Origin of the sequence: Streptomyces sp. NEAU-YJ-81, assembly GCF_017592595.1 — a bacterium.
Classification (GTDB): domain Bacteria; phylum Actinomycetota; class Actinomycetes; order Streptomycetales; family Streptomycetaceae; genus Streptomyces; species Streptomyces hygroscopicus_B.
Map to the genome: position 1 here is coordinate 155531 of NZ_JAGFNO010000014.1, position 21726 is coordinate 177256.

The 21726-nt window shown below is 69.4% G+C and carries 16 protein-coding genes and 1 pseudogene; 13 read left to right on the forward strand and 4 right to left on the reverse strand.

The window, feature by feature from the left end; genetic code table 11:
• Positions 1–130 precede the first annotated feature (130 nt).
• Positions 131–1315, reverse strand: coding sequence for a PLP-dependent aspartate aminotransferase family protein (locus J5X86_RS27605; RefSeq protein ID WP_208519399.1), 1185 nt, complete (start codon positions 1313–1315; stop codon positions 131–133).
• Positions 1316–1483: 168 nt separating this feature from the next.
• Here J5X86_RS27605 and J5X86_RS52975 point away from each other — a divergent pair.
• Together J5X86_RS52975 and J5X86_RS27615 are read left to right on the forward strand one after the other, a co-directional pair.
• Positions 1484–1597 (forward strand): annotated as a pseudogene (locus J5X86_RS52975) (AsnC family transcriptional regulator); the annotation flags it as partial.
• Between the two features lie 96 nt (positions 1598–1693).
• A complete protein-coding gene (locus J5X86_RS27615; RefSeq protein WP_208519400.1) occupies positions 1694–2332 on the forward strand; it encodes a hypothetical protein in 639 nt (212 codons plus the stop codon).
• A 72-nt stretch (positions 2333–2404) separates the two neighbouring features.
• On the opposite strand, the gene J5X86_RS27620 is transcribed toward J5X86_RS27615, so the two are convergent.
• Positions 2405–3448 carry a LacI family DNA-binding transcriptional regulator gene (locus J5X86_RS27620; RefSeq protein WP_208519401.1) on the reverse strand — a complete coding sequence of 348 codons (1044 nt, stop codon included), beginning with the start codon at positions 3446–3448 and terminating at the stop codon, positions 2405–2407.
• A 262-nt stretch (positions 3449–3710) separates the two neighbouring features.
• On the opposite strand from J5X86_RS27620, the gene J5X86_RS27625 reads away from it, so the two are divergent.
• The 10 genes from J5X86_RS27625 to J5X86_RS27670 all read left to right on the forward strand — a co-directional run bounded on the left by J5X86_RS27625 (position 3711) and on the right by J5X86_RS27670 (position 18712).
• The gene (locus J5X86_RS27625; protein ID WP_208519402.1) at positions 3711–4859 is read left to right on the forward strand and encodes a Gfo/Idh/MocA family protein; all 1149 of its coding nucleotides are present in this window, start codon (positions 3711–3713) and stop codon (positions 4857–4859) included.
• Positions 4856–5779, forward strand: a complete 924-nt coding sequence (locus J5X86_RS27630; RefSeq protein ID WP_208519403.1) for a PmoA family protein — start codon at positions 4856–4858, stop codon at positions 5777–5779. The genes J5X86_RS27625 and J5X86_RS27630 overlap by 4 nt, the downstream gene beginning before the upstream one ends.
• Positions 5773–7155, forward strand: a complete 1383-nt coding sequence (locus tag J5X86_RS27635) for an ABC transporter substrate-binding protein (RefSeq protein WP_208519404.1) — start codon at positions 5773–5775, stop codon at positions 7153–7155. The genes J5X86_RS27630 and J5X86_RS27635 overlap by 7 nt, the downstream gene beginning before the upstream one ends.
• A complete protein-coding gene (locus tag J5X86_RS27640; protein WP_208519405.1) occupies positions 7152–8123 on the forward strand; it encodes a carbohydrate ABC transporter permease in 972 nt (323 codons plus the stop codon). The genes J5X86_RS27635 and J5X86_RS27640 overlap by 4 nt, the downstream gene beginning before the upstream one ends.
• Positions 8120–8956: a carbohydrate ABC transporter permease gene (locus J5X86_RS27645; RefSeq protein ID WP_208519406.1), complete on the forward strand. Its 837-nt coding sequence runs from the start codon at positions 8120–8122 to the stop codon at positions 8954–8956. The genes J5X86_RS27640 and J5X86_RS27645 overlap by 4 nt, the downstream gene beginning before the upstream one ends.
• A gap of 8 nt (positions 8957–8964) precedes the next feature.
• Positions 8965–9579 carry a hypothetical protein gene (locus J5X86_RS27650; RefSeq protein ID WP_208519407.1) on the forward strand — a complete coding sequence of 205 codons (615 nt, stop codon included), beginning with the start codon at positions 8965–8967 and terminating at the stop codon, positions 9577–9579.
• Positions 9580–9637: 58 nt separating this feature from the next.
• Positions 9638–11434 carry a sugar-binding domain-containing protein gene (locus J5X86_RS27655; protein WP_208519408.1) on the forward strand — a complete coding sequence of 599 codons (1797 nt, stop codon included), beginning with the start codon at positions 9638–9640 and terminating at the stop codon, positions 11432–11434.
• Positions 11435–11499: 65 nt separating this feature from the next.
• Positions 11500–15156, forward strand: coding sequence for an alpha-glucuronidase family glycosyl hydrolase (locus J5X86_RS27660; RefSeq protein WP_208519409.1), 3657 nt, complete (start codon positions 11500–11502; stop codon positions 15154–15156).
• 100 nt (positions 15157–15256) lie between these two features.
• Complete coding sequence (locus J5X86_RS27665) at positions 15257–17533, forward strand: family 43 glycosylhydrolase (RefSeq protein ID WP_208519410.1); 2277 nt, start codon at positions 15257–15259, stop codon at positions 17531–17533.
• 138 nt (positions 17534–17671) lie between these two features.
• Complete coding sequence (locus tag J5X86_RS27670) at positions 17672–18712, forward strand: vWA domain-containing protein (RefSeq protein WP_208519411.1); 1041 nt, start codon at positions 17672–17674, stop codon at positions 18710–18712.
• Between the two features lie 101 nt (positions 18713–18813).
• Here J5X86_RS27670 and J5X86_RS27675 read toward each other — a convergent pair whose 3' ends face one another.
• Both J5X86_RS27675 and J5X86_RS27680 read right to left on the reverse strand, forming a co-directional pair.
• A complete protein-coding gene (locus J5X86_RS27675) occupies positions 18814–19287 on the reverse strand; it encodes a nuclear transport factor 2 family protein (protein ID WP_208519412.1) in 474 nt (157 codons plus the stop codon).
• 461 nt (positions 19288–19748) lie between these two features.
• The gene (locus J5X86_RS27680; RefSeq protein ID WP_243981594.1) at positions 19749–20660 is read right to left on the reverse strand and encodes a DMT family transporter; all 912 of its coding nucleotides are present in this window, start codon (positions 20658–20660) and stop codon (positions 19749–19751) included.
• Positions 20661–20819: 159 nt separating this feature from the next.
• Between J5X86_RS27680 and J5X86_RS27685 the strand changes: the two genes are divergently transcribed.
• Complete coding sequence (locus J5X86_RS27685; protein WP_208519413.1) at positions 20820–21719, forward strand: LysR family transcriptional regulator; 900 nt, start codon at positions 20820–20822, stop codon at positions 21717–21719.
• Positions 21720–21726: the final 7 nt, after the last annotated feature.

Genomic DNA, 21726 nt, shown 5'->3' on the forward strand with positions numbered 1-21726 from the left:
TCATCTCACCACGGTGGGCGAGGGGCGGGCTCTCGTCGCACAGGGGTAGGACCGTTTCGGCAGCACATGCCCTGCAGCAGATCGGTCGTTGTCACGGTGTCCTGACGCGGCCACGGCACAAACGATCCACTCAGGTACCCACGGCAGTGGAGACCACCGCGTCGGCCGCGGCGAGTGCGTCGGCGACCAGGTCGGCCGTGTCCTCCGTGCCCGCGGCCAGCCGGACCAGGCCCAGCGGAACCGATTCCGCGATCTGTTCCTCGCTGAGCATCCCGCGCCACATGGACGCCGGATGCACGGCCAGCGATTCCACGCCGCCGAGGCTGGCCGACCGGCGGGGGTAGCGCAGCCGGCCGAGGAAGGCGTCGGCCGTCTCGAAGCCGCCGGCGAACTCGATGCCGAGCACCCCGCCGAAGCCGCTCATCTGGCCGACGGCCAGCTTGTGCTGTGGGTGGGTCGCCAGACCGGGATAGTGCACCTTCGCCACCGCTGGATGCTCGTTCAGCGCCTCCGCGAGCGCCAGGCCGTTGGCGTTGTGCCGCGGCACCCGCAGCGGCAGGGTGCGCATGCCGCGCAACAGCAGCCACGCGTCGATCGGGCCGAGCGTGGCACCGGTGAGCAGGCCGACGTCCCAGATGCGGTCCAGGAGCTCTGCCGGCCCGGCCAGCACTCCGGCGGAGACGTCCGAATGGCCGTTGAGGTACTTGGTCGCGCTGTGCCAGACCAGATCGATGCCGAAGTCCGCCGGTCGCTGGTTCAGCGGAGTGGCGAAGGTGTTGTCCGCCATCGTCAGTACGTTGTGCGCGCGGGCCAGGTCCGCGACGGCGCGCAAGTCGGTGATCTGCAGCAGCGGATTGCTCGGGGATTCCACGAGGATCAGACGGGTCTGCGGGGTCAGTGCCTTCGCGAACGCCTCCGGGTCGGTCTGGTCCACCAGGGTGGTCGACACGCCGAGGCGCGGCAGCATGTTCAGCAGCACCGACGCCGTGCCCCCGTAGGTGGACTTCTGCCCGATGACGTGGTCACCCGCGGACACCAGGCCCAGCACGGCGGTTGTCAGCGCGGCCATCCCGGACGCGGTGACCATGGCCGCCTCGGTGCGCTCCAGTTCGGCGACGACGGTGGCGACCTGTGCGTGGTTCGGGTTGCCGAAGCGGGTGTAGAAGTCCTTGCCCCGCCGGTCGACGGCGACCTGCGCGAACGTCTCGCCGTCCTCGGCCCAGAACGTCGCCGTCTGGTAGATGGGCGGTGCCACGGCACGGCTGGGATGGACTTCGCGATCGGCGTGAACGGTGATGGTGCTCTTGCCCGGCATGGCTGCCCTTCCGTGGACCGTCGGTGTGACGCCATGAAGCGTGGCCGACCGGCGCTCCCGCATGACCGGATCTTGGCAACTTTGGCAGCACATTGCGCTCGGAGCAGGCGCATGATTGTGGTAGTCAAGCCACGGGAGCAATAATCTGCCACCGCAGATGAAGTAGGCCGGTCGATTCTGGCCGTGCTCGAACAGCACGGTCGGATCAGCAACAGCGAGCTCGCCGCCCGGGTCGGGCTGTCGCCGTCACCCTGCCCGCGGCGTGTTGCGTCAGCTGGAGGAGCCGGGGTCATCCGCGGTTACCGGGCGCTGATCGATCCCGCCGCGGTCGGCCGCAGTCCGCGGGTGATCGGGGGTGTTCGCGGGTGGGACGTCCCGATGCCGAATCCCGCCCGCTCCACGAACTTCGCGCCCGGCCTCGTCGTCGACGTCCGGAGTGATGTGAACACCGACCGCCCGGGGATGCCGACCGTCGCCACGCTGCCGGACGAGCGGATGGTCTTGGCGTACGAGATCTGCGGCGAGGGCCGCAACTGCGAGGCCCAAATCGGGCCCGTCGTCGACCCCGCCCAGAATTGCAGCACGAGCTACAGCCCGCATCTGCTCCTGGACGCCTCCGGCAGGACGGTCCGCTTCACCACGGCCACGGCCACGGCCACCGGTCCGACCGGCCGCATGGAAGCCACGGCAGTGGCCAACAGCGGTGTTCTGCCCTACGCCGACGCCTTCGCGAAGGGGAGGTCCGGCTGGGTCGACTACGGGGGCTGCTGGACGACGTCGGGCGGTGTCCTGTCCGAGACGTGCGGGGGCACCGGCGGGAACAAGTCGATCGCGGGCTCCACGGGGTGGACCGACTACCGCCTCGCGGGCGATGTGCGCATCGACGGCGGAGCGGCGGCCGGATTCGTCGTGCGGGCGTCCGACCCGGGCGAGGGGCCGATGCCCTCGACGGTCGGGGTACGTGGCCACGCCGGGACCGCGAGCGGGCGGCGCCTGACCATCACCAGGGCCGGCTGAGCGCTCGTGCGCCGAGGGGCCGTCCTTCGTCTGGCGGTCCCTCGGTCCGGATCAGCGAAAAGTCGGCAGGGATCAGGGAAAGAGCTGTTGGCGCCCGCCGTTCGTGGATTCCCGGGCGTGCAGCCAGTGCGGAGCCGTATGCACCTCGAACGGCAGGGGCACGTCCGAGCGGATGCGGGCCGCCAGGCACTTCACGGCCAGTGAGGCGATGGCGGTCTTGTCGGGGACCACGGACGTGAGGGACGGCGTGCTGTAGAGCGCCTCGTCGGAGCCGTCGATGCTCGCCACGGCGACGTCGTCCGGGATGTTCAACCCCGCTTCGAACAGGGCGCGTTGGGCGCCGACGGCCAGCAGGTCACTGAAGCAGAAGACCGCGTCAGGGCGTACGCCGGCCGGCAGGGCGATCAGGGCGCGCATCGCCAGCAGGCCGTTGCGCCGGTCGAACTCCTTGATGGCGGGCGCGAGCCGGGGGTCGTAGGTCACCCCCGCCTCGTGCAGAGCGAGTTGGAAGCCCTCCAGGCGTTGACGACTGGTCGCCGACCCCTGCTGGTCCACGCCGATGGCGGCGATCCGCGTACGACCGAGGCCGGACAGGTGCGCGGTGGCGTCACGCGCCGCCGCGACGTTGTCGATCAGGACGTGGTCGGCCCCCACCTGGTCGTGCTCGTAGCTGCGCTCGCCGAGCAGGACCAGCGGGAACTCGTTGGCCACGGCGGCGAGTTCGTCGGGCGAGACACGCAGGGGCGACAGGATCACGCCGTCCAGCAGTGACGCGCCGACGCCGGTGGCCAGGCGCAGTTCCTCCGTCGCGTCGCCCAACGTCTCCTCGATCAGGACGGTCAGGCCCAGCTGCGCGGCCTCGGCCCGTACGTGCTGGGCGAGTTCGGCGAAGTACGGCGTGGCCAGATCCGGGACGGCGAGGCCGATCAGGCCGCTGTGCCCGGTGCGCAGGCGGCGGGCCGACGGGTTGGGCCGGTAGCCGAGCTCGTGCACCGCCTTCAGCACGCGCTTCCGCGTGGTCTCGGATACGCGGGGAGCATTGCGTACAACGTTGGACACGGTCTTGATCGAGACCCCTGCCCGCTCCGCCACGTCCTTGAGTGTCACCGCGGCCACTGGCCGACCTCCTCACCTGTGTTTCTCTGCATTATGCAGGGTCCTCGGCGGGCCGTCAGCGCCGGGGCGGCTCGGAATCCCGTTCCGGACGAGGGGTTGACCGTGGCGAGATCTCGCGGTTACAACGTTGGAACCAATCGATAGCAAGCGGTTGCTACCGGGGGCGTCACACGGGCGGCCGACGGCTGTCCGTCGGACGGTCCGGGCTGCCCGCCCGTGCCCACGGCGCCGCGCTCACCGCATATCTCATGAGAGGGTCCGCATGTCTTCGCACCGCTCCACCACCCCACTGCGCACCGCCGTGGTCGGCACCGGAGGCATCGCGCGCTCCAGCCATCTGCCCGCGCTGCGGACGCTCGCCGACGCGGGCGAGGTGGAGACCGTCGCCGCCGTCGACGTCGACACGGCCGCGGTGCACGCGTTCGCGGATGGCGCCGGGATTCCGTACGCCTCGACGGACCTCGACGCGACCCTGGCCGAACTGCGCCCCGATCTCGTGGTGTTGTGCACACCGCCCGCCGTGCACCGCGACCAGGCGGTGACCGCGCTGAAGGCGGGCGCCTGGGTGTGGTGCGAGAAGCCGCCGTGCCCGTCCCTCGCCGACTTCGATGCCATCGAGACCGCCGAGAAGCCCGGGGAGGCGGGACCGTACGCCTCCATCGTCTTCCAGCACCGGTTCGGCTCCGGCGCGCGCCATGTGCGGCGGCTGCTGCGGGAGGGGGCGTTCGGCCGCCCGCTGGTCGCCCACTGCCAGACCACCTGGTACCGGGACGCCGCCTACTACTCCGTTCCGTGGCGCGGGCGGTGGGCGACCGAGGGCGGCGGGCCCGCCATGAGGCATGGCATCCATCAGACGGATCTGCTCCTGGCCCTGATGGGGCCCTGGAGCGAGGTGCGGGGAATGGCGGCGCGGCTCGTGCACGACGTCGAGACCGAGGACGTGTCCACGGCGCAGGTGCGGTTCGCGAGCGGCGCCGTGGCCACCGTGGTCAACAGCGTGCTGAGCCCCGACGAGGTGAGCCGGATCCGCATCGACTGCGAGCGCGCCACGATCGAACTGACCCACCTCTACGGCTACCGCAACGCGGACTGGCGCATCACCCCGGCCCCCGGTGTCCCCGAGGAGACCGTGGCCGCCTGGCGCGACTTCGGCACGGACGAGCCGAGCTCACACCTGGCCCAGCTCCATGCCCTGGTGGCCGACATCAGGGCGGGACGGCGCCACGCGACCAGCGGCGCGGGCGGCCGGCAGACGCTCGAGTTCATCACCGCCCTGTACAAGTCCGCGTTCACCGACACCCCGGTCCGCGCGGGGGAGATCGGCCCCGGCGACCCCTACTACACCGAGCTGCACGGCGGCGCCCAGGGCTGGGCACCGGACACCACCCGCGAGGAAGAGGCCCACGCATGACGCTCGCACTCACCCATGCCCACGGCGACCGCATCACCGTGACCCACAAGGCGACCGGCACCGAACTGTTCGCCTACGTGTACCGCCCCGAAGCCCCGTGGGAGGCCCCCAAGCCGTATCTGCACCCGGTCCGGACCCTCTCCGGCGGACTCGTCACCGACTACCGCCCCAACGACCATCGCTGGCACAAGGGGCTCCAGCTGACGGCCTCCCACCTGTCGGGCCAGAACCTGTGGGGCGGGAACACCTATGTCCACGGCGAGGGGTATGTCGCGCTGCCCGAGCGGATCGGCTCGATGGCACACGTCGCATTCGAGGAGGTCGCCGCCGCGGACGACCGGGCCGTGATCGCCGAGCGCCTGACCTGGCATCCGTACGACGCTGAACTGTGGGCCGAGGAGGAGCGCCGCATCGAGGTGCGCGACGTCGATCCGCAGGCCGGCAGCTGGTCGTTGACGTGGACCTCGGCGATCACCAACCGCCGGCGGGAACCGCTGCGTTTCGGCAGCCCCACCACCCACGGCCGCCCGGCCGCCGGATACACCGGCCTGTTCTGGCGGGGCCCGCGCGCCTTCCGCGACGGCCACGTCTTCACCGCCGAGGCGGACGGCGGCGACCTCATGGGCAGCCAGGCGCCCTGGCTGGCGTACGTCGGTGAGCACGACGGTCGCGACGGCCACGCCACGGTCGTCTTCGAGCACGCCCCGGCCAACGACCACACGGGTGACAAGGGGACGCACCCGGCGCACTGGTTCGTGCGCAGCGACCCGTTCGCCGCGGTCGCGCCGTCCTGGGCGTTCCACGAGGAGCTCGTCCTCGCCCCCGGCGACACCCTCTCCCGCGGCTACCGGGTGACCGTCGCCGACGGCGCCTGGGACCGCGAGCAGGTCACGGCCCACCTGGACGGGCACGCATGGTGAGCGCGACGTACGACGGCTTCCCCGCGCCGGTCGGCGTGTCCCGGCTGCGCGACAAGGACGGCCGGCTCCCGCGCCCGAGCCGCCGGGCCGTCCTGGCCGTCGCCGCCATCGGCCTCAGCACCGCCCTGACCGGCACGCTCTCCGCGTGCTCCGCCGCGAGCGGCGATACGTCCGGCGTCACCCTCCGATTCTCCTGGTGGGGCAACGACGACCGTGCCGCGCGCACCGAGAAGGCGGTCCGCCTCTTCGAGCAGGAACACCCCGGCGTCACCGTGCGCACGTCGAACGGCGACTTCGGCGCGTATCTCCAGAAACTGGCCACACAGGCCGCCGGCGGCGGTGTGCCCGACGTGGTCCAGCTCGACTACCGGCAGATCTCCCAGTACGCGGGCGGCAAGGCGATCATGCCGCTGGACGGTGTCATCAAGGACCGGACGATCCGCACGTCCGACATGGACAAGGACTTCCTGCGCACCGGCACCTACGAGGGCAGGCAGTTCGCCCTGCCGATGGGGCGTGGCATCACCGGATACGCCTACGACTCCGCCGTCTACAAGAAGGCCGGTATCCCCACGCCCGGGCCCAGTTGGACCTGGCAGGACTGGGCGAAGGCCAACAAGAAGATCGCCGCCCTGGGGCTGAAGTCCCCCGACGGACGTCCCTTCACCGGCGCCAACGACGGCGGTGGCAACGAGGACGTCTTCGAGACATGGCTGCGCGGCCGCGGCAAGAACCTCTACGCGGACCAGACGAAACTCGGCTTCACCGAGGACGACCTGACCGCCTTCTGGTCATTCCTCAACACACTCCGCGAAGAAGGCGCCATCGCCCAGGCCCGGGACACCGTGCAGGCCAAGAGCACCGAGACCAGCCCCATCGGCCGCCGCCTCGGGGCCGCCGACTTCACCTGGGACGCGCCCTTCCCCGGATACACCGCCCTGCTCGGCGAGAACATCCACTTCGCCCCCGTGCCCACGACCGGCGGCCACCAGGGCACGTACTTCAAGCCGAGCATGCTCCTCGGCATCGGCTCGCAGAGCAAGCACCCCAAGGAGGCGGCCCAGTTGATCGACTTCCTCCTCAACGACCCACGGGCCGGCGACATCCTCGGCTTCTCCCGGTCCACCCCGCCCAACCGCAAGATCGCCGCCCGGGTCGCCAAGACGCTCGAGGGACCAGAGCGGGAGATCTACGACTACGCGCAGACGATGGAGAAGTACGGGCTGGACATCCCGCCGACCGCACCGCCGCCCGGCGATCTCGCGATCCAGACGGCGTTCAAGCGCATCCACCAGCGCATGATCTACGGCATGGCCTCCCCGCGCGAGGCGGCACGTGAACTCATCGACGAGGCGAACCGGGAGCTGGAGTCATGAGCACGGTGTCCACGACGAGGGCGCCCGCGCGCGCCGTCCGCACGACGGATCCGCGCCCGCGCAAGAGCAAGCGGCGCCAGGTGCGTGAACGGCAGTGGCCCGCCTATGTGTTCCTCTCCCCGTGGATGATCGGCGCGGTCGTGCTGACCCTCGTGCCGATGGCCGTATCCCTGTACCTGTCGTTCACGGACTACAACCTGTTCGATCCGCCGCACTGGGTGGGCCTGCGCAACTACCAGGAGATGCTGACCGAGGACCCCCGCTACTGGCGGTCGGTCGGCACCACGATGCTGTACGTCGTCGTGGCCGTCCCGCTGAAGCTGGGCCTCGCACTCGGCGTGGCGATGCTGCTGAAGAACCTCAGCCGGGGCCGGGGCTTCTACCGCTCCGCGTTCTACGCGCCGTCCCTGCTCGGCGCGAGCATGTCCATCGCCCTGGTGTGGAAGGCGCTGTTCAACGACGGCGGCACCGTCGCAGGCGTCCTGGACACCGTCGGCATCCACACCGGCGGCTGGGTCGGCAACCCTCATCTCGCGGTGTACGGGGTCGTCCTGCTGACGGTGTGGCAGTTCGGCGCACCCATGGTGATCTTCCTGGCGGGCCTCCAGCAGATCTCGCCCGACCTCTACGAGGCCGCGGCGCTCGACGGCGCGGGCCGCTGGCGGCAGTTCATGTCCATCACCGTGCCCATGCTGTCCCCGGTCGTCTTCTTCAACCTGGTCCTGGAGGTCATCAACTCCTTCCAGGTCTTCACCCCGGCCTTCGCCATCAGCGGCGGCGACGGCGGACCCGCCGACTCCACGATGTTCTACACGCTGTACCTGTACGAGCGCGGCTTCACGGCCTCGCATATGGGATACGCGGCGGCAATGGCCTGGCTGCTGCTGATCGCCATCGGCGCGATCACCCTGATCCTGTTCCGGACCTCCCGGTCCTGGGTCTTCTACGCGGACGAGGAGGGCCGATGAACATCGCCACGAAGCGGTGGCTGCCGCACACGATCTCGGCCGCCGCGCTGCTCGTCCTGCTGTATCCGCTGGTCTGGCTGCTCGCCACCTCGCTCAAGCCGGCCGACGAGGTGATGACGAGCCTCGACCTGTGGCCCAGCCATCTGGAGTGGTCGAACTACACGACCGCCCTGGACGGGGTCTCGGGCGTCACCGTCACGCACCTGCTCGGCAACACGCTGCTGATCGCGGGGGGCGCCGTCCTCGGCAACGTCCTGTCCTGCTCGCTGGCCGCCTACGCCTTCGCCCGGCTGCGCTTCCGCATGAGCAAGGTGATGTTCGCCTTCATGGTGGCGACGCTGATGCTGCCACACCATGTCGTACTGATCCCGCAGTACATCATCTTCAACCGGCTTGGTCTGGTGGACAGTTACTGGCCGCTGATCCTGCCGAAGTTCCTGGCCACCGAGGCGTTCTTCGTCTTTCTCATCGTGCAGTTCATGCGCGGCCTGCCGCGCGAGCTGGAGGAGTCCGCGCGGATCGACGGCTGCGGTCCCTTCCGTACGTACTGGTCGATCACGCTGCCGTTGGCCCGGCCCGCGCTGATCACCACGGCCATCTTCACGTTCATCTGGACGTGGAACGACTTCTTCACGCAGATGATCTATCTCTTCGCGCCGGAGAAGTACACCATCACGCTCGCCCTCAGCAGCTTCGTCGACCAGTCCAGCACCTCCGCGTACGGGCCCATGTTCGCCATGTCGGTGATCTCGGTGCTGCCGATCGTGCTGTTCTTCTTCGTCTTCCAGCGCTACCTGGTGCAGGGCATGGCCACGTCCGGACTGAAGGGGTGAGGCACACCATGGCTCACGCACCGATCGCGCCCCGGCGCGAGCGCCGGGAACCCGGAGAGGTCTTCGGCTCCGGCTTCACCCTCTTCGCGGACATGCTGCTCATCGGCCTGCTCACCGGCCTCGCCTGCCTGCCGGTCGTCACGGCCCCGGCCGCGTTCGCCGCCGCGTCCGCGACGCTGCGGCAGGCCGCGGGCAACGGCGTTCAGGTCAGGGCGGGTACGTACGGCGCTCATCTGCGTGCCCGGCTGTCCGCGCGGTCGGCGGCCCTCGGTCTGGTGCCGCCGCTGCTCGTGGTGGTCGTCCTGATCGATGCCGCGCTGATGCGGGCCGCGCTGCCCGGAGCGGCCGTCATGGCGCCCGCCCTCGCGCTGCTCGTCCTGGGCGCCACGGTCGTGGCGCTGCGGGCGACCGCGCTGGAGACACCGCACGTGCTGTCCGCACGCGAGGCGCTGCTCCGCTCGGCCGCGGACCCGCGTGGCAGTCTCCTCCTGGCCGGTGCCGTGCTCCTCAGCGGGCTCCTGGCCTGGTCGATTCCGCTGCTGGTTCCGCTGCTGCCGGGCCCGCTGGCGTTCGCCGCCACGGTCGTGGACCTCCGCTCCCCCGCGGATTCCCAGGAGAACTGAACGGCAGCGCGCCACCTCCCCGTCCCCCACCCACGCACCACACCACCGGAGTTCACGCATGCCCCACCCGCACCTGAACGCCGCAGGCCATCCGAGGCCGCAGCTGATCCGCGATCCCGACTGGCGCGACCTCGGCGGTCCCTGGCAGTTCGCCCACGACGACGAGGACCGCGGCCGCGCCGACCGCTGGATGGACCCGGCAACCTCGGCACCGTTCACCGGCACCGTCACCGTGCCCTATCCGCCCGAGTCCGCGGCCTCTGGGGTGGCGGACACCGCCTTCCACCCCGTGCTCTGGTATCGGCGCACGATCGACGTGGCCCGGCCGGCCGCCGGGCGGCGGCTCCTGCTGCACTTCGGTGCGGTCGACCACCGGGCCGAGATCTGGCTGAACGGCCGCCTGGTGGGACGTCACGAGGGCGGGCACACCGGCTTCACCTGCGATCTGACCGACGCCGTCGACCGGGACGGCGAGCAGACCGTCGTCGTCCGCGCCGAGGACCAGCCACTCGACGCCGCGCAGCCCCGCGGCAAGCAGGACTGGCGCCGGGATCCGCATGTCATCTGGTACCACCGCACCTCCGGGATCTGGCAGCCGGTGTGGCTGGAAGAGGTCCCGGCCGAGCACATCTCGCTGCTGCACTGGACCCCCGAGGTCGCCCACGCCCGCGTCCGCTGCCGGCTGCGTCTCGGCCACTGGCCGCGGCGCCCGCTCACCGTGACGGCCCGCCTCACGCGGGGCGAGCGGGTGCTCGCCGAGCAGCGGACGCTGATCGAGGGCCAGGAGGCGGAGTTCGATGTCGCGGTGCCCGCCCTGCGTCACGGGCAGGACCTCGACGACCTGCTGTGGAGTCCGGAGCGGCCGCAACTGGTCGACGCGGTGGTGGAGTTGCGCGACGCGGCCGAGGACACACCGGTCGACCGGGTGACGTCCTACCTCGGTCTGCGCGACATCGGCTGGGACGACGGTGTCTTCCTCCTCAACCACAAGCCGTACTTCCTCCGGTTCGCGCTCCAGCAGGGCTACTGGCCCGCATCGCATCTGTCGGCCTCGGCCGACGAACTGCGCCGCGATGTCGAACTGGCGAAGGAGATCGGCCTCAACGGGCTGCGCGTCCACCAGAAGATCGAGGACCCGCGCTTCCTGTACTGGGCCGACCGGCTCGGGCTGCTGCTGTGGGAGGAGATGCCGTCGGCGTACCAGTTCGGCGCGCAGACCGTCGAACGCGTGATCGCCGAGTGGACCGAAGCCATCTCCCGCGACCTCGGCCACCCCTCAATCGTCGCCTGGGTCCCGATCAACGAGTCCTGGTCCGTGCCGAACCCGGCGCTCGTCCCCGCGCAGCGCCACTTCATGGACGCCCTCTACCATCTGACCAAGGCCCTGGACCCCTCGCGCCCCGCCGTCTCCAACGACGGCTGGGAGATCTCCGCCGCCGACATCTGGGGCGTCCACGACTACACCCAGCACGGGGACGTACTGCGCAAGCGCTACGGCCACGCCTCGCTGCGGCAGGGCGAGCTCGCCGAGCAGTGGCCCGGCGCCAAACGGCTGACCCTGGACGGCGTCCGCCACCAAGGGCAGCCCGTCGTCCTCAGCGAGTTCGGCGGCGCGACCTTCGAACCGGCCGAGGGCGCCGAGTGGTTCGGCTACGACACCGTGGCCACGAAGGAGGACTTCGCCGATCGCCTCGCCGGCCTGGTGGCCGCCGCGGTGGACTCCGGGCTCGCGGGCTTCTGCTACACCCAGTTCACCGACACGGAACAAGAGACCAACGGCCTGCTCACACCGGACCGCCAACCGAAGATTCCCCTGGCCGAACTGCGCGAAATTCTCACCCGAACCCGTGCATAGCGGGTCTCGCCGCCATCTGAGGCTCGGTGCAATTCCCTTCGTTCTCGCGTAGAGGAGAAACCGCAATGGCGCGATCCGAGTACGAGTACAGCCGTCGCCGAGTGCTCCAGGCATCCGCCCTCGCCTTCGCCACCGTGCTGAGCCCGTGGGGCACGGCGGCCGGCTTCGCCGCATCGGCGGGCATCCCCGACGAGGACGGCTACGATCTCTGGCTGCGCTACCGCCCCACTGCCGATCCCCGGCGGCTCGCCGAGTACCGGAAGGCCCTGGCCGGCCTGGCGCGTCAGGGCGAGGGCCGGGTCATGGCGAACGCCGAGCTGGAACTGCGGCGGGCCGCCCAGGGCCTCATCGGCAGCGCACCGGCCCGGGTTCCCGCCGATCGAGCCTCCGTTGTCATCGGCACGGTGGACGAGTCGCCGCTTGTGCGATCCCAGGTGAGTCCCGATCGGCTGGCCCTGATCGGCCAGCAGGGGTTCGTGATCGAGATGACCGGCCCGCCGGGCAGGCGGCGACTGGTCATCGGCGCCCGCAGTGATCGGGGCGTGCTGGCCGGGGTCTTCCATCTCATCCGTCTGCTCCAGCTCGAGCGGCCGCTGCACAAGCTGTCCGTCCTGGAGAGGCCGCGCACCGCACTGCGCATGATGAATCACTGGGACAACTTCGACGGGTCGATCGAGCGTGGCTACGCGGGCACTTCGCTCTTCGAGTGGGACAAGCTGCCGGACATCTCCGGCCGGGTGGTCGACTATGCGCGGTCCATGGCATCGATCGGCATCAACGCTTCGGTGCTCAACAACGTCAACGCCAGTGCCGACTTCATCACCAGCGAGATGCTGACCAGACTCAGACCCCTGGCCGCGCTTCTCCACTCGTGGGGCATCTCTGTCTGGCTGTCCGTCAACTACGCCGGCCCGATGATCCTGACCGCGGACGACGCCGATCCGATCACGACGGCCGATCCCGCCGATCGACGGGTCCAGCAGTGGTGGCGGGACAAGAGCGCCGAAATCTTCAAGAGCCTGCCCGGATTCGGCGGGTTCCTGGTGAAGGCGAACTCGGAGGGGCAGCCCGGTCCACTCGACTACGGACGCACCCATGCCGAGGGCGCGAACATGCTGGCCCGCATGGTCGCACCGCACGACGGCCAGATCGTCTGGCGCAGCTTCGTCCACGAGGATTTCAGCGACTGGGCGGAGTACCAGTACCGGGTGTTCGCCCCGCTGGACGGCACGTTCGACGACAACGTCATCCTCCAGACCAAGTACGGACCGATCGACTTCCAGATCCGCGAACCCGTACACCCCCTGTTCGGCGCGATGCGCCACACGAACCAGATACTGGAACTCCAGCTCACCCAGGAGTACACGGGCCACGAGATCCACACCACCTATCTGGCTCCGCTGTGGCGGGAGGTGCTGACCTTCCCGACGCAGGGGCCCGGCACCGGACCGACCGTCGCCGACATCCTCTCGGACGGCACGGACCGTATGCCGCGGGCGGGCATCGCCGGGGTCGGCAACTTCGGCAATGCCCGCAACTGGACCGGCTATCTGCTGGGAGCGGCGAACACCTACGCCTTCGGCAGGATGTGCTGGAACCCGGACGCCGATCCCCGGGACCTGGCCGCGGAGTGGGCCGGGCTGACCTTCGGCCACGACGACGCGATCACCGAGGTCGTGGCCGACATCCTGACGCGCTCACGCCGGACGTACGAGGACTACACCTCGCCGCTGGGGATGGGCTATCTCACCGACCCCGGTGGCGACCATCTCGACCCGAGCCCGCTGGGCACCCTCTTCCAGTCACACCACTCCACGACCGAGGGCACCGGCTTCGACCGCACCGAGGCGACCGGCAGCGGCTTCACCGGGCTCTACCCGCGGCCGTGGCAGAAGCACTACGAGTCCACGGCCACCTGTCCCGACGACCTGCTGCTGTTCATGCACTGGGTGCCGTACGACCATCGGCTGCGCTCAGGCAAGACGGTCATCCAGCATATCTACGACACGCACTTCACCGGGGTCGACCGCATCGACCGGTACCTCGCCCGGTGGAGCACGCTGTCCGGGGAGATCGACCGGCAGCGCCATGCCGCCGTCAAGGCGGGCTTCGAGGCCCAGCGGGAGCACGCGAGGTTCTGGCGCGACACGGTGGTCGGATTCTTCTTCGACAAGAGCCGCATCGTCGACGCGAAGCGGGAATGGCTGCAAGCGGCGCTGAACGGCTCACGGGTGCTGCTCGGCGGTCGGCCGAACCTCCTGCCGGTCACCGTCACCAACGCCTCGGCGCGGGACCGCGACCTCACGGTCGCACTGCGGCCACCGTCGGCGGACTGGCGCACCGAGCCCGCCGCACAGTCCGCGGCCGACGCCGCGACCGCGGAGCTCGAGCTGCCGGTCACACCCCCCTTGTCGGGCACCGTCGCCGCCCTGGACCTGGATGTGGCGCCGAAGCTCACCCGGCTCGACGGCCGGCCGCCGTCCCTGGTCGTCGCCCCCGAGGGCAGGCGCTGCCTCATGGCGCTCAACGCCGGTCCACGGAACGGGACTTCGATGCCCGGCTACGACGCGCTGACCCCCGAATCGGCCTGGTCCGCGTCGGCCGGCCACGGCTGGGTCGGCGCCGCCCCGTCGGCCAGGGACCGCGGTGGCGAGCCCCTGTTGCGCGACCACCTCTGGCACAACTCGTCCCGGGTGCTGCGCGTCGCCCTACCGGCCGGCAAGCACACCGGGTACGTGCTGATCGGTGACACCGGTGCCACGGCCTCGCCGACCCGGGTCGCGGTGGACGGGGCCACCGTCGCCACCAGTCCGAAGCAGCCCAGCGGAACCTTCACCTGGCTGGAGCTCCCCCTTGACGGAGGTGCTACCGGCCGCACCACGGACATCACGTTCACGGGGGTAGGCGGCCCGTGGCGGCTGTCCGCGTTCGCCGTCACGGACCCCGGCGCCCCGGTGCCGTCCCTCGTCGTCATGCGGGCGGTGGCGGATCCGGTGTGGTGGGCGGGCCGGGCCAACCCGGTCACGGTGCTGGTGCGCAACACCGGCACGGCGGACCGCGACGTCACCACCCGCCTCGTCACCCCCGAGGGCTGGTCCAGCACTGAGCGGACCGTGACGGTCGCCGCCGGAGCCGAGCGAGAGCTGACCGTCACCGGGACCCCGGTGTCCACTCCGGGATTCGCCACCGTCGAGATCCGGCTCACCAGCGGCGACGAGGAGATCGAGCGCGGCCGGTCGGTGTCCGTGGTCACCACGCCACACCCCGATGACGCGGCCACGGCGTTCGACGCCGGCCCGCCGTCCAGCCCACTGCTGACCGGGTACACCAGGCTGTCCCCCGAGGACGACTACACCGACGACCGCGGCTTCGGTTGGATCGGCGACCGGCCGAACACCCGTGACCGGGGCAACGCCGACGACCTGCGCCGCGACATCGTCATGCAGAGGGGCAAGCCCAGCGTCCTGCGCATCCCGGTGCCGGCCGGCAAGCACACGGCGTGGGTGCTGACCGGCGACTCCCTCACCGATTCGGGTGTCACCACCATCTCCGAGGACGGCACGGTCCTCGGACGCTCCGGCGACGACAGCCTGCCGAGCCGCGCCTTCGTCTGGTTCGCCTTCGGACTCGACGGTGGAGCGGACGGGCGCACCGCCGACCTGGAGATCACCGGTTCGAAGCTGAACGGCCTCTGGCGCATCGCGGCCCTGGTCATCGTCTGAGCCCACCCCCGCGCCGTACACCTGCCTCCGGGCGCGGCCCGCGACCCGGCATCTCCAATATCTCCGGCATATCCGGTATCCACGAAGGAGAGCTCCCGACATGGCATCGACGTCAGCACGATTTCGCGCGGTCCGGGGCAGACCCGGCACCCTCCTCCTCGCCCTGCTCATGGTCCTCGGCCTGGGCAGTGCGCAGCCCGGATCGGCCGCGGCCGATCCCGCCGATCCGCCCGGGACGTACCAGAACCCCGTCATGGACAACATCGCGGACGCCTTCTCCGACCCGTCGATCATCCGGGGCAAGGACGGCTACTGGTACGCGTATGCGACCCAGACCAGCATGCGCCGGGACAACCAGTCAGGCCCGTGGGAGTCGCAGCACTTCATGCCGATCACGCGCTCGGCCGACCTCGTCAACTGGACCTACGTCGGTGACGTCTTCGGGCCCGACAACCACCCGGAGTGGCGCGACTTCGCAACCACCTACTACTGGGCGCCCGACATCCGCTACATCAACGGGAAGTACTACCTCTACTACTCGGTCGCCGGCGGCGACAAGAACACCATCGCGCTGGCCACGTCGGACCATCCGGCAGGCCCGTGGAAGGACATCGGCCATCCCGTACTGCCGTACGGGACAACGGTCAATCAGATCGATCCGTCGGTGTTCGTCGACTCCGACGGCCAGAAGTACCTCTACTACGGCTCGTTCCGCGACGGCGGAATCCAGGCGGTGCGTCTGAACGAGGAGGGCACCGCACCGGTCGGCGATCCGGTGCAGGTGGTCGGCGCCCGGCGCGGCGAAGCCGCGTACGTGGTGAAGCGTGACGGCTGGTACTACCTGTTCTACTCCGGCCTGGGCTGCTGTGCCCGGGACCAGGGCGCCTATCCGGTGTTCGTCGGGCGGGCCAAGAACCCGATGGGCCCGTTCAAGGACGCCGAGGGCGTCGGCCTTGCCGACCTGCACGTCGGCGGCACGATCGTCAACGCGCCGAACGGCAACAAGTGGGTCGCGACCGGCCACTCGGCGAACGTCGTGGACAAGTCCGGCCAGGACTGGATCCTCACCAACGGATTCGACCGCCACGAGACCGATCCCAACTGGGGCGGACGGCCCACCATGATGGACCGGCTCGACTGGATCGACGGCTGGCCGACGGTGCGTGCGGGCGCTTGGACCAGCGAGGACCGGCAGACCGCGCCGACGAGCGCATGGGACGCGGGCAGCACCTTCGACGACGGTCTCGCCGGCTTCGACACCGCCGGGCACGGGTCCTGGACCACGGGTTCGGATCCGGACTCGGGGCGGTACGCCCGCAGCCGGTCCCGGGCCTCGGTCCCGCAACTGCTGCTGCCGCGACGGGCCCCGGACGGCGATGTGAGGATCGAGGCAGACGTTCGGCTGCGCGACGACAAAGGCCGGGTCGGCCTTGTCCTGGCATCCGCGGGCCGGTTCAACCGCGCCGTGGCCTGGCTGGACTCCACCGGCACACTCTCCGTCGAGGTCACCCGGGACCAGAAGGTGGTGCGGAAGCGGACCGCTCGCCTGCACGTGAACGCCGATCTGCAGACCTGGCACTCGCTCACGGCCGAGCTCCGCGACGGGGCGGCGCACGTACACGTCAGTTCGGCCATGCTCGACATGCCCCTGGCCGAACTGAAGGTGGACGTACCCAGGGACTGGCGCCGCGGTGGTGTCGCCTCGACCCGCGGCGCCGGCGAGGTGGACAACGTCGGCGTGACCCGGCTCTACACGCCGACGACCGTCAAACAGCCGGACCCTGGGCTCGGAGCCCGACTGCCGGAGTACGACGAGGACTTCGACGACAACCAGCTGGACGGCTGGACGTGGTTCGGCCCCGCCGACGGAAAGGTCGCCGACGGCCAGTACGTGTGGCCGACACAGGATGCCGACTTCTCCGGCAAGGGAACCATGGCATCGGCGCTGCTTCGTGACGCTCCGACCGGGACCTACACGGTCGAGACCAAGCTGCACTTCCCGATCACCGACGCCCCCGACGGGCGCAGCCAGGCCGGGCTGATCGCCTTCCAGAGCCCGGAGGACTCGATCCATCTGGCTCCGACCCGGACCGGCCCATCGCGGCAGGCTTTTCTGTGGATCGGCCGGGACCGTGACAGCTGGCCGGAGATGCAGCTGGGCCCGTCGGCCGACACCATGTGGCTGCGGCTGCGCCATACCGTCGATCCGACGACCGGCGAGCACAGGTTCCAGTCGGCCACGAGCCGGGACGGGAAGCACTACATCTGGGGTGGGGTCTGGCATCTGCCCGCCGGCTCCGACCCGCGCATCGGCCTCGTGTCCCTGGCCGGTAAGGGAGTGACCGCACGCTTCGACTACATGCGCTTCTCCTCCTGACACCGCGATCCGGGAGGCGGCCACGCAGCGCCTGCCCCACCCGTTCCAACGCACCGTTCGCACGCATCGGAGTCCAAGATCGATTGTCAGTGGTGGGTGAGAAGGTAGGAGCATCGAAAAGGAAAAGGGGGAGCCTCCATGTCCGGAGCCCAGAACTACATCAATCACGTTGCTCTTGTGCTGGATGCGAGTTCGTCCATGTCACATTTGAGCGGCAAGGTCGTCGAAGTCGCCGACCAGCAGATTGCGTATCTGGCCCGACGGTCGAAGGAACTGGACCAGGAAACCCGCGTCACGGTCTACGTCTTCGCGGACAAGGTGGAGTGCGTCATCTACGACAAGGACGTGCTGCGTATGCCGTCCCTGAAGCAGCTTTACCAGGTCGGTGGAATGACGGCTCTGCTGGCGGCCACGCTGAAGTCGCAGCGGGAGCTTGCGCAGACTGCTCAACTGTACGGCGACCACAGCTTCCTGACGTTCGTACTCACGGACGGCCAGGAGAACGCGAGTCACCGCTGCCCGGATGCCCCCACCAAAAATCCACGCGAACTCGTTCAGGCCGTGGCCAAGATGATGCAGACGCAGGAGGACAACTGGACACTGGCCGTCCTTGTGCCGGACCAGATGGGCAAGCGCGAGGCCATGCAGTGCGGCTTCCCGAAGGACAACATCGCCATCTGGGACGCCACGAGCACACAGGGCCTGGAAGAGGCAGGGCAGGTTATCCAGCAGGCCACCGAGAACTTTATGATGGGCCGGGCCCAGGGCATCCGGGGATCGCGGGCGGTGTTCTCCACAGGTGCGGAGGCGGTCAACAAGGACACCATCAAGGCAGCCGGTCTCGCCCCGGTGAATCCGTCGGAGTACCAGCTGATTCCAGTGGCTCGCGAAGCGGCAATCCGGGAATGGGTCATCGAATGCGGGCACACCTACCGTACCGGTGGTGCGTTTTATCAGCTGAGTAAATCGGAGAAGATCCAGGCGCGGAAGCAGATCGCGGTGCTGGAGAAGAAGACGGACCGGGTGTACACGGGGCCGGAGGCCCGATCCCTGCTCGGCCTGCCCGACACGGAAGTTCGCGTGAAGCCGGACCACAACGACGACTTCACGATATTCGTGCAGAGCACCAGCGTGAACCGGAAGCTGATACCGCACACGCGGCTGCTGCTCATGATCTGAGGCGACGCGAGCTGGGAATCGAGCCAAGCCCGTCGAGGTGAGCGAGGGGCCGCGATCCCATTGTCCGGGAGCGCGGCCCCTCCAGCGTGCGGCCAGGGCGACTACCGCTGTGCGGCAGCCTGGCGCGCATGGCGACTCACATCGCCGATCAGGTTGATGCGGACCCGTCGCTCCACGAAGCGCCACTGCCCCTCACGGCGCTCGAAGCGGTCACGGTACCGACCGGCGGCGATGGGTTGCAGCGGCAGGTCGGGCAGCGCCTGCAACACGGTGACATACGAACGCGAGACCGCCGTGCCCGCCGGTTCATCGACCTCGATGGCAACGTTGGTGGTGACATGCTGGGTTCGCGGCGTGCCGTCGGCGTAGACGATCAGAGTGTCCTGGAACATCTTCTCGATCGCGTCGCGCCCGCTGACCGGCTCGCCCACGCCCGTGAAGGTGGCTTCGGCGAGAAGTACTCCGAGTCCCGCGAAATCACCGTCGTCCACGAGTTCGGCGTAACGTGCGATCAAGTTCTCGATGGCCCGGTAGCTCAACGTCGGATCGGCGGGCATGCCGATGGATGTGGACATGGTCCCCTCCAAGCAAAGCGGGAGATCTTCAGCGTGCTGCCCCCGGCGACAACAAGGGTGACACTGATGTTGGCTACGGCCGCCTCAGCGTAGAGCACGACCTGGCCCTGCCCGACTTGGTGGCTGGAGGAGATGAACTCGACGCCCTAGCATGCGTTCGACGCTGTGCAGAAGCAGGCAGAGGCCGCAGGCAGCCACTACGCCGATCTCGACGCTGTCGTGGGAGCAGCCAAACCGCGATCAGCACTGCTGGAACAATGGCGCGCCGGCCGAACCGAGGTAGCAGCGGCGCTACGTGACATTTCGACGACGCGGTCGGACCACCGGACTCTACGAGTTCAACCTGAGTAGGTTGCCATGTTCGGTGACACCTGAATGAACGCTGCTGCCGATCGACCGGATCGCCGCCGACCGGCCGTACTACTCGGGCAAGCGCAACAGGGCTACCGCGGCGCTGAGGATCACAGCGGCTGGCTGCCTTGGCACACAGCAGCCCGGTCCTGATCACGTCGTGCAGGCTCCGGATCAGGCTCATACCGGAAAGCTGGTGCCTCTTGGGAGGATGCCTCGGGACGGACACCGGCCCGGGTGGCACCGACGCTGGCCACGACCACGAGAACCAGGCCAAGTGTCGCAGCCGTCCCGGGGCGCTGGCCGAGAACGAGCAGACCGACCATGAGGGCGATGGCGGGCTCAAGGCTCATCAGAGTGCCGAACGCGGACGCGGTCAGACGACGCAGGGCGAGAAACTCGAGAGCGAAGGGGATGACGGGACTGAGCACCGCCAGAACCAGCATGGTCCACAGCGCCGGCCACGTGAGACGTTCGGCGAGGTCCGGGGCAGCGACAGCCAGCCCCAGCACCGCGGCGACCGGCATGGAGACAGCCAGTCCTTTCAGGCCGGTGACGCGATCACCAACCCGTTGGGTCAGCAGAATGTAGGCGGCCCAGCACCCCGCAGCGAGCAGCGCGCTCCCGACCCCCACAAGGTCGGCGCCGCCATGCCAGGGTTCGGTCAGCAGCACGACGCCCGTCGCCGCCGCGGCCGCCCAGACGAGGCGTCCCTTCCTCGGGCCGAAGAGGGAGACGGTGAGCGGTCCCAGGAATTCCAGTGCGCTTGCGGTCCCCAGCGGGAGACGGGCGATCGCCAGCATGAAGAAGACCATCATTCCAGCGGTCACGAGACCGAGCACCATGCAGGCAAGAAGATCCCGGGAGCTGAAATCACGAGGCCGGGGGCGGATGGCGACCAGCAGAATCAGCCCTGCCCAGCCCAGGCGCAGTCCTGCGGTTCCCAGCGCGCCGAGCTGTCCGAAAAGCGGAACCGTCAGAGCCGATCCGAGCTGCACCGTACACATCGAGGTGGCAGCCATGAGTAGACCGGCCCCGGCGCCGGCATGGCGCGAGCGGTGGGAAGGAAGAGCCTCAGGCGGTTCGGGAGCGTTCATGGGCTCCAGTACAGATCCTCGACACCGTTCACGTCCACGTGTCGATCCCGAATGATTCGTTCGGAATTTATGGACAATGGATGGATGGAAACACGCCGCCTGCAGATGCTGGCCGAGCTGGCCCGGCGAGGCTCGATGCGCGCGGTGGCCGAGGCCACCGGCGCTACCACCTCGACGGTTTCTCAACAGATCGCCGCGTTGGCTCAGGACATGGGCACGGCACTGATCGAGCCGCATGGACGCAGGGTCAGGCTCACACCGGCGGGCCGCCGGCTGGCGGAACACGCCGTGACGATCCTTGCGGCAGTCGAGGCCGCACAGCGGGACTTGAGCCCCGGCGCCCCGCCGACCGGCACAGTGCGCGTGGCAGGCTTCGCCACGGCTATCCGAGCCCAACTGCTGCCCATCATCAGCGGTTTGTCCACGAACCATCCTCAGCTCAGCATCCTGGTCCGTGAGCACGAACCAGCCGAAGCCCTCCATCTGCTGGCCAACGACGAGGCCGACCTCGCGCTCACCTACGACTACAACCTGGCACCGGCCGAGCCGGACCCCGCGGTCGCGATCACCCCGCTGTGGACCGCTCCCTGGGGTCTGGGCATTCCCGACAACGTCGCCCGTCCCTCGGCGCCGGGCGCCCCGGAGGTCTTCCGCTGGTTCCGCACGGCGGATTGGATCGGCAACTCGCGCAACACCGGTGACGAGACCGTCATCCGGACCCTCGCCTCCATGGCCGGCTTCACCCCCCACCTCACTCACCAGGCGGACAACCTCGACCTCGTACAGGGCATGATCGCGGCAGGAATGGGCGTGGGGCTGCTGCCGGTGGGCACCTCCACGTTGCCCGGTGTCCACCTGGTGCCGCTTACCGCGCCGGACGTTGTCCTGCGCGCCTTCGCCGTCGCCCGCCGGGGTCGCGACAGCTGGCCCCCGCTGGCCCTGCTGACCGATCTGATCATTCGGCAATCAGCGCAGAGTGCATAGCCTCGAC

Bases quoted from the DNA above. Each gene is read 5' to 3' on its own strand.
- J5X86_RS27670 (WP_208519411.1), top strand. From the start codon at position 17,672: ATGTCCGGAGCCCAGAACTACATCAATCACGTTGCTCTTGTGCTGGAT.
- J5X86_RS27655 (WP_208519408.1), top strand. From the start codon at position 9,638: ATGCCCCACCCGCACCTGAACGCCGCAGGCCATCCGAGGCCGCAGCTG.
- J5X86_RS27640 (WP_208519405.1), top strand. From the start codon at position 7,152: ATGAGCACGGTGTCCACGACGAGGGCGCCCGCGCGCGCCGTCCGCACG.
- J5X86_RS27630 (WP_208519403.1), top strand. From the start codon at position 4,856: ATGACGCTCGCACTCACCCATGCCCACGGCGACCGCATCACCGTGACC.
- J5X86_RS27645 (WP_208519406.1), top strand. From the start codon at position 8,120: ATGAACATCGCCACGAAGCGGTGGCTGCCGCACACGATCTCGGCCGCC.
- J5X86_RS27635 (WP_208519404.1), top strand. From the start codon at position 5,773: ATGGTGAGCGCGACGTACGACGGCTTCCCCGCGCCGGTCGGCGTGTCC.
- J5X86_RS27685 (WP_208519413.1), top strand. From the start codon at position 20,820: ATGGAAACACGCCGCCTGCAGATGCTGGCCGAGCTGGCCCGGCGAGGC.
- J5X86_RS27665 (WP_208519410.1), top strand. From the start codon at position 15,257: ATGGCATCGACGTCAGCACGATTTCGCGCGGTCCGGGGCAGACCCGGC.
- J5X86_RS27625 (WP_208519402.1), top strand. From the start codon at position 3,711: ATGTCTTCGCACCGCTCCACCACCCCACTGCGCACCGCCGTGGTCGGC.
- J5X86_RS27605 (WP_208519399.1), bottom strand. From the start codon at position 1,315: ATGCCGGGCAAGAGCACCATCACCGTTCACGCCGATCGCGAAGTCCAT.
- J5X86_RS27675 (WP_208519412.1), bottom strand. From the start codon at position 19,287: ATGTCCACATCCATCGGCATGCCCGCCGATCCGACGTTGAGCTACCGG.
- J5X86_RS27660 (WP_208519409.1), top strand. From the start codon at position 11,500: ATGGCGCGATCCGAGTACGAGTACAGCCGTCGCCGAGTGCTCCAGGCA.
- J5X86_RS27615 (WP_208519400.1), top strand. From the start codon at position 1,694: ATGCCGAATCCCGCCCGCTCCACGAACTTCGCGCCCGGCCTCGTCGTC.
- J5X86_RS27650 (WP_208519407.1), top strand. From the start codon at position 8,965: ATGGCTCACGCACCGATCGCGCCCCGGCGCGAGCGCCGGGAACCCGGA.
- J5X86_RS27680 (WP_243981594.1), bottom strand. From the start codon at position 20,660: ATGGCTGCCACCTCGATGTGTACGGTGCAGCTCGGATCGGCTCTGACG.